This is a genomic window from Methylotuvimicrobium sp. KM1, assembly GCF_044788715.1.
In the GTDB taxonomy this organism is placed as follows: domain Bacteria; phylum Pseudomonadota; class Gammaproteobacteria; order Methylococcales; family Methylomonadaceae; genus Methylotuvimicrobium.
The window spans coordinates 1625770-1639597 of the sequence record NZ_CP173170.1 but is presented as its reverse complement, the minus strand read 5'-3'; the positions used below and the strand labels follow the sequence as shown (position 1 = coordinate 1639597).

General features: G+C 49.1%; 8 protein-coding genes. 4 read left to right on the top strand and 4 right to left on the bottom strand.

The window, feature by feature from the left end; translation table 11 throughout:
- Nucleotides 1-574: 574 nt before the first annotated feature.
- From ACINK7_RS06945 to ACINK7_RS06935, 3 genes are all read left to right on the top strand, one after another.
- Nucleotides 575-2230: a FecR domain-containing protein gene (locus ACINK7_RS06945; protein WP_404360584.1), complete on the top strand. Its 1656-nt coding sequence runs from the start codon at nt 575-577 to the stop codon at nt 2228-2230.
- Nucleotides 2231-2239: 9 nt separating this feature from the next.
- Nucleotides 2240-5059: an EAL domain-containing protein gene (locus ACINK7_RS06940; protein ID WP_404360583.1), complete on the top strand. Its 2820-nt coding sequence runs from the start codon at nt 2240-2242 to the stop codon at nt 5057-5059.
- Nucleotides 5060-5417: 358 nt separating this feature from the next.
- The gene (locus tag ACINK7_RS06935) at nt 5418-6077 is read left to right on the top strand and encodes a hypothetical protein (protein ID WP_404360582.1); all 660 of its coding nucleotides are present in this window, start codon (nt 5418-5420) and stop codon (nt 6075-6077) included.
- Nucleotides 6078-6363: 286 nt separating this feature from the next.
- Here the strand turns inward: ACINK7_RS06935 and ACINK7_RS06930 are convergent, their stop codons facing one another.
- The 4 genes from ACINK7_RS06930 to ACINK7_RS06915 all read right to left on the bottom strand — a co-directional run bounded on the left by ACINK7_RS06930 (nt 6364) and on the right by ACINK7_RS06915 (nt 11857).
- Nucleotides 6364-7197, bottom strand: a complete 834-nt coding sequence (locus ACINK7_RS06930) for a TOBE domain-containing protein (RefSeq protein WP_404360581.1) — start codon at nt 7195-7197, stop codon at nt 6364-6366.
- Between the two features lie 52 nt (nt 7198-7249).
- Nucleotides 7250-8629 carry a di-heme oxidoredictase family protein gene (locus ACINK7_RS06925; RefSeq protein WP_404360580.1) on the bottom strand — a complete coding sequence of 460 codons (1380 nt, stop codon included), beginning with the start codon at nt 8627-8629 and terminating at the stop codon, nt 7250-7252.
- 14 nt (nt 8630-8643) lie between these two features.
- Complete coding sequence (locus tag ACINK7_RS06920) at nt 8644-10647, bottom strand: TonB-dependent receptor plug domain-containing protein (protein ID WP_404360579.1); 2004 nt, start codon at nt 10645-10647, stop codon at nt 8644-8646.
- Between the two features lie 298 nt (nt 10648-10945).
- A complete protein-coding gene (locus ACINK7_RS06915; RefSeq protein ID WP_404360578.1) occupies nt 10946-11857 on the bottom strand; it encodes a LysR family transcriptional regulator in 912 nt (303 codons plus the stop codon).
- Between the two features lie 437 nt (nt 11858-12294).
- On the opposite strand from ACINK7_RS06915, the gene ACINK7_RS06910 reads away from it, so the two are divergent.
- Nucleotides 12295-13809: an alginate export family protein gene (locus ACINK7_RS06910; protein ID WP_404360577.1), complete on the top strand. Its 1515-nt coding sequence runs from the start codon at nt 12295-12297 to the stop codon at nt 13807-13809.
- Nucleotides 13810-13828 lie beyond the last annotated feature (19 nt).

The following is a 13828-nucleotide window of genomic DNA, read 5'->3' as shown; positions in this document are numbered from 1 at the left end:
TGCGACTTAGTAACGAGCATGAAATAACTTCGACAACTTCTGGGAGGGGGTTCGGTGGCTCGATTGACTGGTGTCGGCGGCAGGGAAAGCCGCCGTCAAGCCTACATGGAAGTATTCACGGCGTCCTGTCAAGCGAGTCACCGAATCGCCGCAAAGCCTATTACTTGTAGCAGTTATTTTGTGCATATGCCTTAGGTTCATGGCTTTCTTTTTTAATCTTGCTTCTCTAATGGTTTTACCGACAGTTGTACAATGTAGTTCAAAATAATACCTTATTTCTCGATAGCTACATTTTCCTCTGAAATAGGCCGACAACATCGTTTCGTCCAGGCTAGCAGAAGATTTAAACTGATAGCTCGGACAGTCCTTCAACACCTATCCGGCACTGAAAGAAATGATTAGCTTCTCTTGTCACACCTGACCTTAAGCCGATCTTTCTTCGCCCACTCCCTTTTTTCTGGTAGACGATTAATTCGGCGTGGACTAAGCTTTAAAGTATGGCGCCATGAAATAGGCAAATAAGGAAGCATGCACCATAAACCGCAAACACTGTAAACAGGAGAGGAAATTTTTTATGCGAGATCATCATGACTTGAATGGTAGAGTCCAACGTAAACTATTATTCGTTCTCATACTCATCTTTTTGTCATCGACTCGCGTTATTGCCTCCGACGATTGGATTTACACCGTTAGTGCGGGTGAAAACTTGTGGGTATTGGCCGATCGCTACCTTAAAAACGTGTCTTTTACCGAACGCCTCAAAACCTACAATCAAATAGTAGATCCTTATAAGATTCCACCGGGCACCAAAATTAAAGTTCCCGTCAAGTGGCTTAAAACGTCTCCTTTTTTCGTAAGGGTTTTCGACATGCATGGCCAAGCATGGGTTATAGAGGCAGATGGAGGTCGGCGTTTGCCATTAAGTGCCGGTAGCTTGCTGGTAGAAGGGGATAAGATTGAAACCCTGGACGACAGCAATGTTAGATTGCAATTTATCGACGGCTCGTTTTTGTTACTACAGGAAAAAAGTCATTTGCATTTGGACCGAATCGGCATATTCGGCGATTCCGGAATGGTCGATAACCGGTTGATGCTCGAGAAAGGAAGGTTGGAAACTCAAGTCGAGCCGAGTACCGGACCGGCCAATCGCTTCGAGATTAAAACGCCTTCTGCTACTACTTCCGTTAGAGGCACGGACTACCGTGTCAATCAAGACGAGGGAAACGCCGTCAGCCGTGCTGAAGTGCTGGGCGGAAAGATCGAAGTGACCGGTGCGGGCGTCTCGCGATTCGTGAAGGCGAATCAAGGTTTGTTGATTCGCGGCTCCGAACCTCCTGCGCCTCCTGTCGATTTATTGCCTGCTCCTAATGTCGACGCGTTGCCTCGAGTATTGGAACAAGTTCCGATTCAACTTGGGATTCCTGAAGTTTCCGGTAGTTCGGGATATCGGGTACAAATCAGTCTAAGGGAAGATTTTCGTAGTTTGATGCTCGATAATACTTTTGCCGGGAATCTGTTTAAAGGCCCTGATTTACCCGACGGGAATTATTTTTTTCGAATTCGTGCCATTGATGCCAGCGGTCTTGAAGGATTGAACGCGGCTACTCGAATCGAGCTTAATGCGAGACCGGAACCACCGTTGTTGTTGGAGCCGAAACCGGCAAGCGGCGTGACCGAAGAACGCGCTGTTTTTGTATGGTCTAAGCCCGTCGATATCGAGCAATTTCATTTTCAGTTGGCGAAAGATTCGGAGTTCCGGGAGCTAGTTACCGATAATTTAGAAGTTGACGAAAGTCAATTCGTCTCGCCTGACGAATTACCTTTGGGCGATTACTACTGGCGAGTGGCTGCAGTTGATGAAAATGAGGGGTTAGGCCCTTTCAGCGATGCTCAACATTTTCGCCGAGTCGTTCCGGCTCCGACACTTGAAGAGCCTGAGATATCCGACGAGCATTTACAAATCCGGTGGCGTGCCGGGTTACCCGGTCAACGGTATCAATTTCAATTGGCCGATGAGCCTTCGTTTTCGGCACCGCTTGTCGACAAAACAGTCGATGAACCGAATATCGAACTCGATAAACCGGATAGTGGCACGTATTACATGCGGATTCGAACGATCGATGCAGACGGATTCGAAAATCCTTTCGGAACCACGCAAACTTTGGAAGTGCCAAGAAGTTGGTATTGGTGGCTGTTGCTATTGTTGCTTTTCGCTTTGTTCGCCATTTGATAGTAGTTAATGACGAAATTTCCCATTTCCCATTCAAGCTTGATCCTTGCGGTCTTTGTAACAATAGGTTTGACTTATTCGGATTACCTTCGAAATTGGGATATTTTTATTTACGACTGGGTCGTGCGACTGACTAAACATACCGTCCATTCCGACATAGTACTAGTCGAGATCGACGAAAAAAGTATTAGGCAATTGGGCCGTTGGCCCTGGTCCCGTCGTCTACATGCTCGGCTATTGGACAGGTTGACATCAGTAAACGTTAATGCAGTTGGAATGGACATATTATTCGCCGAGGCGGAACAAGGAGACTCGCAAGGGGACCGTCTTTTGGCGCGAGCCATCGCTAGAAACGGCCGTGTCGTTTTACCGTTAGCCCCCGAACTTCAACCAAATACTACGCAACAAAAATTCATTCCGCCACTTTTAGAGTTTGCTCAAGCTGCTGCTTCGGTAGGCCATACCGAGATTCGGCTTGAGGAAGACAATGTGGTCAGAAGCGTCTTTCTTTGGCTGATGGAAGACGGCTATCCCTGGCCTTATTTTGCTCAGGCCGTTTGGCGAACGGGAAATAAATCGATAAATTTTCCCCATGCGGCCGGCCATGATGTCGAGCATTGGCAACGATCGGAGCCAGTTGCAATTCCTTTTATCAATTCATCAGGTAAGCTGCAAAAAATTTCCTATGTAGATGTCTTGTCCGACGACCGATTTTTAAACCGTCTTGAAGGGCGCTGGGTGCTGATCGGCATGACGGCGTCCGGTCTCGGACAGCGGTTTCCCACCCCGGTTACTGTCAACACGACCCCCATGAGCGGTCTGGAGCTGCACGGACAAGTCCTCAATGCACTCTTAAATAATCTATCGATCGATAAGTTAAATCATCCATCGCAGTTACTATTGTCGTGTTTACTGGTAGTGCTTGCAAGCCGGACTCAATCGATTCGAATGCCTTGGATCGGCTTATTAGGTTCGGTGGCGGTGTTAATATGTACCGTCCTTTCCGCTTATATTTTGATGAATCGGGTATCGATTTGGTTTTCTCCAGCCTCCTCATTAGCTGGGCAGCTTTTCCTCCATGCCCTATGGACTGCGCGACGTTTAGAATTCGCAGACCTCTATTTGGCAAGGGAAAAAAAGAATACCGCTACTATCCTTAAATCGGTAGGTGATGGTGTTGTAGCGACGGATGCCGACGGTTACATTAGTTTTATGAATCCGGTAGCCGAGCGCTTGACCGGCTATTCTTTCGAAGAAGTAAGGGGGAGAACGCTAAACGAAGTCGTCAATTTGATGGACGGATATGAAACATCGGCCAGATTTTACGATCTGGACGGGAACTGCAACCCCGATATTTCGTCCGGCATCGAACAAAAGCCCTTATTCTTGATAAACCGGCATGGAGCACAGATCGCCGTCAGAATAACAATGAATATCATGCCAAACGATCAGGGAGTCCGAGAAGGTTACGTTTTAGCTATTAGCGATATAAGCGAAACGTTGCAAATCAGCCGCCAAATGACTCACTTAGCTACACACGACACCCTGACCGGTTTGCCGAATCGCGTGTTGTTTAGCGATCGCCTCAACAAAGTATTGGCTCAAGCACGACGCGACCGGAGCGGTGCGGCCATATTTTTCATGGACCTGGATCATTTTAAAAAAATAAACGATAGTTTAGGTCACGATGCCGGCGATGAATTACTAAAGCATATTGCTCTACGTTTACAAAGCTGCATTCGATCGGTCGACAGTGCCGCAAGATGGGGCGGGGACGAATTTGTAGTAATTTTAGCCAATGTTCATCATTCTCAAAGCGCTGCGGAAGTTGCCGAAAAAATCAGACTGGCTTGTTCAGAACCATTCGTTATTCAAGATAAGTTACTTTATATAAGTTTCAGTATTGGAATCAGCCTTTTTCCGCAAGACGCCGAACAAGAAGAAAATCTAATGAGATATGCGGATACGGCAATGTATCGGGTAAAAGCGCTTGGCCGCAACCGGTATGGCTTTTATAGTCCGGAAATCGAAAAATGGACGGCCGAGAGATTGGCCCTTGAAGCGGATCTTCATCAAGCTATAGCAAAGCAAGAATTTGAGGTTTTTTATCAGCCGCAATGGGATCTTTGGGGAAAGCGTTTAGTAGGGTTGGAAGCTTTATTGCGCTGGCGCCATGAAGAAAAAGGATTTATTTCCCCCGACCAATTTATCGGGTTGGCAGAGGAAACCGGTTTAATCATCCCGATTGGCGAATGGGTTATTGCTGACGTGTGCCGGCAAGTGAGGGCTTGGTCGGATGACGGTTTCACCGGATTTACCGTTTCGGTTAATCTTTCGCCAAGGCAGTTTCTACAGACGAATCTTGCCGAAAGCATCACACAATTGTTGACCGAGCATAAAATCCCCGAAGGCGTCATTAAGCTGGAAATTACCGAGAGTGTGTTAACCGACGATATCGACACGGTTATCGATCTATTAACTAGAATCAGATCTCAAGGCGTTTCTATTGCCATCGATGATTTCGGAACCGGTTATTCGTCTCTCAACTTATTGAGGAACTTACCTATCGATCAACTCAAAGTAGACAAGTGTTTCGTAAAAAACGTCGCAACCGATTCAGGCGATGCGGCGATTGCCAAAGCAATAATTACACTGGCGAACAACTTGGAATTGAGCGTTGTCATCGAAGGTGTAGAAACGGCAACGCAATTGGCATTTTTTCAAAATTTTGCATGCGACGGAATTCAAGGATATTTCTTCAATAAACCATTAACGGTCGATGAAGTTAACTCATTGTTGGCTGATCGCGAAAATGGCGAACAAAAATAATATACCCGTAGATCAAAATTCGGAACCTGGGCCCCGTCAAAGAATCAACTAAATACTATAGCCCATTGGCCATGGTTCACAGGAGTGATTAGGGTCAGGCCTTGTAGTTTGCATCAAGTCTCGTTTATGCAAGCACGTATTTGCAAAATTCAAGACCTGGCTCCATGACCCCAAGTTTTTGCATTGTGTGCGTGACAGGGCTTTAGATACGATTAGCTTTAAAGCAATCGTTGGCAAGGGATGCTCAAAGCATTCCAATTACTCTCATGCTAATCGGAGAACTGCCGAGACAGGGGGGCGGGAATTAATATTTTGAATTAGAATCAGTGATTTATTTTTAGTTAATCGGAGATGCTATATGAATGCAAATAAAAATATTCTGTTTTTTCTTGGGATGATAATCTTATTGGCGTCCTGCACCACCCCGGAAAAAAAAGAAGCGTTAACAGAGGCTTCAAAAACAAACACGGAAGTACAAAAAGTCATTAATGAACTGGGATTGGTCTACGTCGAAGAAGGGACACATTCTATTATTACTTATGATGAAGTTAATGCAGCACAACAAGCTTGGTGCGATGCGCTGGTTAAAATAGGAAAATTGAAAGAAGACGGTGGAGATTACAAGACCTATGCTGAAAAATTACTTTCAGACGCGTATAACTATGATTTTGGGAAAGTGTTCTTTAAGCCTACGTTGGCTTTTGGCGACCAGACATTTAGAAATACTAGAAAAGGCGCGCTAGCATATTTCGTTGGTGGTGACCCTGATTATCCGAATGATAAAGGCTTTGCTCTTAAGCCATGGGTTAAGGCCCGCTATGATAATGCTGGAAATAATAACGAAGGTATACAAATATATGGTTCGGTAGCTATTACAATGGGTAATGTATGGGTTACAGACAAGAACGGTAATGAAGTAATGGTTGATAAAACGTGGGTTTTCAAAAAAGGAAAGGACGGAAAACTAAGGATTATCGTTCATAAATCCTCATTGCCATATTCTCCTTCTGTTCAATAAAAAAACAGGACTTGAGCTTTGCCTCGTTATTTTGGCAAGCTCAAGGCAATCTTATATATTCTTTATTTTAATTCTAAACGAAATTGACTAGTTAGTGTAATGGTCCGAAAAATCCGATTAATAGACGGTTATAATTCGAAGACGAAACGCTAACTTTGGATAGACCTATCGACTGCTGGGCGAAGGATTTGTCGATCGAGCGGCAATAAGCCTGGATACTTCAGATAATTTTATGGTTTACTCGGTGCGGGGTTTGCTAGCAAACTCCGTTTCTTTTCAACGTCAGTCAAGAGGCTACCGCCAAAAACACCGCATTGGCTTTAAAGGCCGCAATGACGTCGTTTCCTTCGACAAGTCCCAGCTCCTCGACGCTGTCGTTGGTCACCGTCGCATAAACCGAATTGCCGCCGGGGAGCCCTACCACGACTTCGGTGTTTACGCCCCCTTTTTGCAAGCGCGACACCGTTCCCGACAACTGATTGCGCGCACTCAGCTGGTACGGCCCTAGATCGCTCACGATCAGCACTTGCGGCGCCTTGATCAAGGCCACGACCTCGACGCCTACCGCGACACCCAGTTTCTTCATCGACTCCTGGGTTATCGCGGCAACCAAGGTATCCCCGCCTTTCAATGCAATGACGATTTCGACATTGATACCGCCTTCGTGAATTTCCTTGACGGTTCCGAAAAATTGATTCCGTGCACTGGCTTTCATAAACGTTCTCCTGATTAAGTAATTGAACTCGTTATCGGCTGCCAATTCGCAGTTGATACGATCCAAAAACTGATCGTGCTCTTTACGCAGTTTGGCCAACAGTTTCAGCAGGCTTTTTCCGGCGTCGGTCAAAACACTGCCGCCGCCGTGTTTTCCGCCGATTGCGGTCGTCACCAGCAGTCGCGGCGAAAGATTGTTGGCGCGCTCCAAAATTTCCCACGCACCCTTGTAACTCAGACCGACCTGTTTCGCGGCACGATTGAGCGAACCGGTCGATTCGATCGCGCTCAGTAAATTACACAACTTCCAAGTAAATGCGCCAGCAATGCGTAGCTCGCCTTCGACAAGCCGTTCGAACGGCTTTTCTTTAGCAATAGCGGTGGAAGGTTTTTCGGTTTCTGTCATGGTTGACATCCCTTAATTTTGCAGTAGACGATTCGAATTTTAATTGGAAACGTCATAATGATTCCAAAAATCGAACGACATGCCAACGCTCGTCCGATGACAAGCGTTCGAAATGCTGCCTGGCAAGCCGTGCCTCGCCGCCATGCCACAGCACGGCTTCCATTAGATTTCGGGCGCGGCCGTCATGCAGAAAGAAAGTGTGTCCGTTGATGCGCTCGACCAAACCGATACCCCACAGCGGCGGCGTTCGCCAATCGCGGCCGCCGGCCTCGAAATCGGGACGGCCGTCGGCCAGGCCTTCCCCCATATCGTGTAACAGTAAGTCGGTATAAGGATGGATGGATTGATTGGACAGGGCCGGCAATTCGGAAAAATTACCGGTGCGCACTGTCGGCGTATGGCAGTTCGCGCAGCCGATTTCGGCGAACAGCCGTTCGCCTTGGCGCACTCCGGAGTCGCCGGCGTTACGTTGGGCCGGAACTTGCAAAAGACGTAGATAAGTCAGCACCGCTCCGAGCTGGGTATCGTCCAATTCCGGCTGCCGAGCCGACGGAGCCTGTTGACAGGCAATTTGTACGGAACTGCAATTTTCGTTCGGATGCAGCGATGAAGTAATGCCCATATCGCCGATGAATGCACCGGTGATTTGTTGTTTTAACGTCGCGACATTTGCTTTAAGCCCGAAACGCCCGATGACCTTGCGTTTCCGCTCGCTATCCCAGACGATATTCGGCCGGCCGTTGAGTCCCTGATTACGGCTGCGTTCGGCCAATTGCCGGATCGTGTCGTAGGCAACCGCCTCCAATAAACCCAATCCGAATACCGGCGGCCCGATGCGCGGTGAGAATAACGTATCCGGCGCCAACGCCCAGCCTCGTCCCCAACCGTACTGTTGCAAAACACTGTCGATCATCAGCGGCGCGAAGCCGAATCGGGACGGCACAGGCAACGCGATATGGCCGCCATAACGCGCATCGGCTAAATCCAGCCAGGTGTTCGGTTGCGGTAGAGCGTGTTTTTGCAAATAACCCGGATTCACCACGAAACCGTAGCCGGCCATTTCGCTTGCCCGGTAAAAGCCGTCCGGATCGGCCAGCGGCATCGCTCCTAACTTTTCCGGCAGGCCGCTACGGTCTAATTTGAGCTTTTGCCAAACGCCTTCCTGTTTCAACTGCAAAAAATTATGCAGTGAGGCCGACCAATAGACATCGACGCCGCCTTGCTCGGGTTGACGCAGATAAGGCAGCGCATCGTGCGGCATGCGCCAAATGATCTTGACGTCGATGTCGGGATGCACGCGCTCGAACGCGGTTTCAAATTGGGCGACGACTTCTTCATGATAGGCCGTCAGCACCGTCAACGTTTGTTTGGCCACCGCATCGTAAGCAGTCAGACACGACATCATAAAAACTACGAATTGAATTCTCATCATTTATCCCCTCCGCCTCAATAGCGCAAATTCAGGTTTGCGAAATAATTACGCCCTTGCTCGGAAAAACCTTCCTGATAAGCATAGTTTTCGTCGGTGACGTTGTTGACGCCGAATTCGGCGCTGAAATTTTCATGCACCGGAAAAGATGCTTTCAAATTCGCGATCACGAATTCGTCGGCAATTCTCACGCCCAGCGTATCGCTAAACCGGTCGGAATTGTATTCGGCGCTCGCCAAAAGACGCAGATACTGGAAGGGTTGATATTCCAATGAGGCGAACATCTTGTGTTTGATCGTGTCGAGCGGCTTGATAGCCGGGTTAGTGATATTGTTGCGGTCGAGCCAGGTGTAATTGGCATGTAAGCGCCACTCGTCGTTGATATCGACGGTGGTGTACAGTTCGATCCCGAGATTTTCCTGTTCGCCGATGTTTTGCTGTTGAAAACAGCGCGGATTGAGCCCTTGCGCGGTACAAAAGTTTCTGTCCAGCGTGACCTCCTCGATCGCGCTGTCGATTTGATTGAAAAATATCGCCGCACCGTAATCGAGCATGCCGAATGCCTTGCCGTCAACGCCGAACTCGTAATTCAACGCTTTTTCGGCCTTTAGATCGGGACTCGGCAAGGCATTGCCGAGCCGAAACGAATAGCGGTCCTTGATCGTCGGAAACCGGGTTTTGTGCGCCAGACTAGCATGCAGGACGAAATCCTCGAACAGCTCATAATAAGCCGCACCTTGAGCGTTATAAGCATCTTGGTTGCTCAACGGAAACAACTGCATCCCGGTGCCGGTCCAGTTCTGCGCCTGCAAACGGTGTTGCCGGTCGTAACTCGCGCCGAACACGAATCGCCAGGCGTCGGCCGGCGTATAAACGTCTTCTATCGCATACGAAAAATATTCGTCGGCCGAGCGTTCTTTCGGCGTTTTGGGCCGGGTGTTGACATGGGTTTGGGTATCGAGGTTGTCGACTTCGCGGTGTACGTCCTGTTTGTAGTTGAAACCCAACTTGATCTCGTGATGATCGAACCAGGTATTAATATATTCGATGCCGCCGCCGAAGGTATAGTCGTTGTACTGGCTGTCGAAGGCATAGGGCCGGCTGATTCGGCTGTAAGTCTCATCGTCGAACGACATCAGACTGTTTTTGAAGGTATCGTGGTAAGCGCGCAGCTTAACCGTATGAACATCGGCGAATTGCGTACGCGATACAAAAAAGATACTTTCCTTGTCCCAATAAGGCCAGCGCCAAAATCGCGTTCGCACGTCAGGATCGGTACCGGCGTAAGGCGGTGTATCCTTTTGGCCTTTTTGCGTGTTGAAGCCGACTGCGTATTCGTCGGTTTCATTCGGCGTCAACGCGACTTTGATGCTGCCCTTGTAGTCGGTGTTGCCGGAGTTTTCGCGGATACCGCCGTCCTCGAAAGCCGTCGGATTGAAATCGTCGGACAAGCGCCAAGATTGCCGATCCAGAAACGAAAATCCCCCTTGGATATAGCCCCAACCGAGATTGGAACCGACGTTCAACGCCGTTTGGTAATAATTATCGTCAAATTGCGAATCCATGCCCATGCCGAGCGTTAAATTAGCTTCCAGCTCTTTGGTCGGCCGTCGGCTGATTAAATTAATGCTACCGCCTAACGTATTTGGTCCATACATCACAGACGCATTGCCCTTGCTGACATCGATCTGGCCGATATCGAAGGTCGTGAAGCGGTTCAAATCGACGTTGCCGTCGTAAGGGACGTACACCGGAATGCCGTCCATGAACAACGGAACTTGGCGCGAATTGAAGCCCCGGATAAATATCAAACGCTCGTTACGTTGCCCCAAATTCTGTATCGACACGCCTGGCAACAAGTTCAACGCCGAAGCCACGTCGTTGCGGTTATACCGGGCGATGTCTTCGGCAGTTATGGTTTCCTTGCCGCTGAATTTTTCCTGGCCGGCCTCGGCCGTTATTTCCACTACACCCAAATTGAATATATCGGGATTTGCCATCGTTGCTAGAGGCCAAGCCACTATAGATATCCCTAAGATTAACTTTCGCATAAGCCACCCATCAAAATAATTATGTTTAACGATTGCCAACAACCGATCCGGCAAATGTCTTGTTCATGACAACCGCCAAAGTTTTGTAGCAATCATTACAAACCCAAGGAATCGACTTCCCCATATTCTTTATGTATAAGACTACATAACGTGAATCAGCATGATCCATGCCAATTGAAGATACACATCGCTCGTATCAACGCACATCCAGCACCCAGTTATTGTCGACCTTTACCCTCACCAGAGGCCAATCGATTATTCGAATCGATCAATCGAAACGGCTTATCAAGCCATCGAATTGTTTTTGTAATTCAAGCGTTTCAGCGATTTTCCATGCAGCTTCTTGCATTTGTGAAGATTGTTTTTGATGCGGCGCGATCAAGCCGATTTGACGATAAAAAGGTGGATGCAACGGCATTGCAACCAGTTCTTGCCCTGTTCCGATCGTACTCAACAAGCTATGCGGTAAGATCGTAAACAATCCTGCACCGACTACATGAGCATACAAGGTCAGTACCGAATCGGTCTCGACGACTACGTTCGGCGATGCTCCGGCGTCGCGGAATACGGCATCGAGTAATTGCCGGTTGTGCATATTGGGCGTGAGCAAACACATCGGAAGTTTAGCAACATCGAGCCAGGTCATCGATGACAGCCTAGCGCCCTCCCAGGACCGACGCGCCAGCAAGACATAATTTTCCCGATACAATGGCAATATATGCAAACCTTGCAGGCGCGGGTCTCCAAGGTAGGTGAAACCTAAATCGAGCTCGAAAGCATCGAGTTTACGAAAGATGATCTCTGCGGACAGCGAGAACAACTTAAAATGCATGCGGGGATATTCTTTTCGATAAGCCTGAGTGAAAAATGTAGAAGCCGTCAAGGCCGTCGGAATGACGCCGATACGCAATGTCCCGGCCAACTGCTCTGCGGAAGCGGCCGCTTCTTGCTTTAAACTTTCCCAATCGGCCGCCAAGCGTTGCGCGCGAAGCAAGACTTTTTCACCCACCGGCGTCAATCCCATGAAGCGCTGGCCGCGCTGAACCAGCGTCACGCCCAATTCCTCTTCCAAATGCTGAATCGCCGAACTGAATGCCGGCTGGGAAATATGACAAGCTTCCGCCGCGCGGCCGAAATGACCGATCTTAGCAAGCGCAATCAAGTAGTTGAGTTTTTTCATGCCCGCATTTCCTGGTGTGGTTTTAAATGGCTCAATTCATACCTTTCATTATATACTTAACAACATAACGATAGGAGCAAACACACGATTCCCAATTACGTGCGTCACAAAACTTCTCCCTTTATATACCTTTTGCACTTCAAATTTCGGTTGTGCCCGAAGAGGCGCCGGGGTGTCCGAAAAAGGGGTTTTGCCAGCATGGAGCTGGCATAGAGCCTGCCTGGACGTATTCACGGCGTCCTGCCAGGCAAGTTACCGAACCCTCGACAAAGCGCATAACTCCAGAAAGTTATTTTTCGCGAAATCCTAAGAAAAAACTGCACGCCATTTTCTTCATTGATTGGTATGGAATTCGCTTTATGATTAGCGTTATATCAATTTTGACCACACGATTCGTTAAATGCGACAATTTCAACCCGACCGTAAAAATTAACACGATGTTCAAAAAACCACTTTCCCATTTAGCATCGGAATATTCTACAAACACCGCCATACCGGGCATTACGTTGACGGTCGCAGGCATGATTTCGAGTCCGATTGCGCTGGCCGATGCCACCATCAAGAGACAGGCCGTCCCGCCGTTTGCTTGCTTTTCGAGTCAAATGAACGACCATTTGGCGGATCAGCCGCGTTATGAAAAACCGCTCTGGAACTTACATGACGCGTTAACACTGCCCGACTGGCTTTCGATCTCGCTCGAACAACGCACTCGCTATGAAATCCTCGATGGGCAATTTAGAGCCCATGCGCAAGGAGGCGATCAACAGATTCCGCTGGAAACATGCCTGAGCCTGGAGGCGAGCTTCGATGCGTTTCGTTTCGGCGTCGAATTTCTCGATTCACGGCAGTTCGGAAGCGATTCGGGATCGCCGATCAACAACACCCATGCCAACGAAGCCGATTTTCTACAGGCTTATTTGGCCTTCGCGCAACGGAATTTTCTCGACAGCGGCATCGGCGCCGAAATGATTCTCGGCCGACAGACGCTGAATTTCGGTAGCCGCCGCTTGGTAGCGCGCAATGTCTTCCGTAACACGATCAATGCCTTCACCGGCGCACGGCTGCGTTTACAGGACAACGACAAATGGCACTTCAACGGTTTCGTGACGATGCCGGTCGGCCGCTATCCGAACGACCGTCAGGAACTGCTGGACGGCAAGCACGAGAGGGATAAGGAATTGTACAAAACCTGGTTCTCCGGCGGCTTTCTGGAGATTTACGACATCAGTTGGAAAACCAATGCCGAAATCTATCTGTATCATCTTAGCGAAGGCAATCAAAACGATAATGCGACACGCAACCGGCGCTTGTTCACGCCGGGCATGCGCTGGTACCGCAAGGCGGCCAGAGGCGAATTCGATTTTCAACTCGAAACCGCTGGACAATTCGGAACGGTCCGCGCGACAAACGAGTCCGGCGACGGACGCGACTTGGATCATACGGCCTGGTTTCAGCACGTTTCGGTCGGCTATACCGTCGACATGCCGTGGTCGCCGCGTCTCGCCCTGCACTACGATTATGCAAGCGGCGACAGCGATCCGAACGACGACAAAAGCGAGCGCTTCGATACCTTGTTCGGCGCGCGGCGCTTCGAATACAGCCCGACCGGCATTTACGGTGTCGTCGCGCGCGGCAATCTTAATTCGCCCGGCTACCGGCTCAATATTTCGCCGCGCGACGACCTTCAAGCTTTTTTCAGCCATCGCTTTTTCTGGCTCGCCGAAAGCCGCGACTCTTGGACAGCAGCGGGCTTGCGCGATACGAGCGACGCATCGAGCGACTATCTGGGCCACCAGATCGAACTGTCGACACGCTGGAACGTCAATAGCAGCCTGAACTTCGAGACCGGCTGGACGCATCTGTTCAAAGGCGGTTTCGCGCGCGAAGCGCCGAATGCGCCCGACGGCCAGGACGTCGATTATTTCTATGTACAAAGCCTGTTTCGCTTCTGATTGCCGATCCAAGACCCCG

Coding starts and splice junctions, on each gene's coding strand:
- ACINK7_RS06915 (WP_404360578.1), bottom strand. CDS start 11,857: ATGAAAAAACTCAACTACTTGATTGCGCTTGCTAAGATCGGTCATTTC.
- ACINK7_RS06935 (WP_404360582.1), top strand. CDS start 5,418: ATGAATGCAAATAAAAATATTCTGTTTTTTCTTGGGATGATAATCTTA.
- ACINK7_RS06925 (WP_404360580.1), bottom strand. CDS start 8,629: ATGATGAGAATTCAATTCGTAGTTTTTATGATGTCGTGTCTGACTGCT.
- ACINK7_RS06930 (WP_404360581.1), bottom strand. CDS start 7,197: ATGACAGAAACCGAAAAACCTTCCACCGCTATTGCTAAAGAAAAGCCG.
- ACINK7_RS06910 (WP_404360577.1), top strand. CDS start 12,295: ATGTTCAAAAAACCACTTTCCCATTTAGCATCGGAATATTCTACAAAC.
- ACINK7_RS06940 (WP_404360583.1), top strand. CDS start 2,240: ATGACGAAATTTCCCATTTCCCATTCAAGCTTGATCCTTGCGGTCTTT.
- ACINK7_RS06945 (WP_404360584.1), top strand. CDS start 575: ATGCGAGATCATCATGACTTGAATGGTAGAGTCCAACGTAAACTATTA.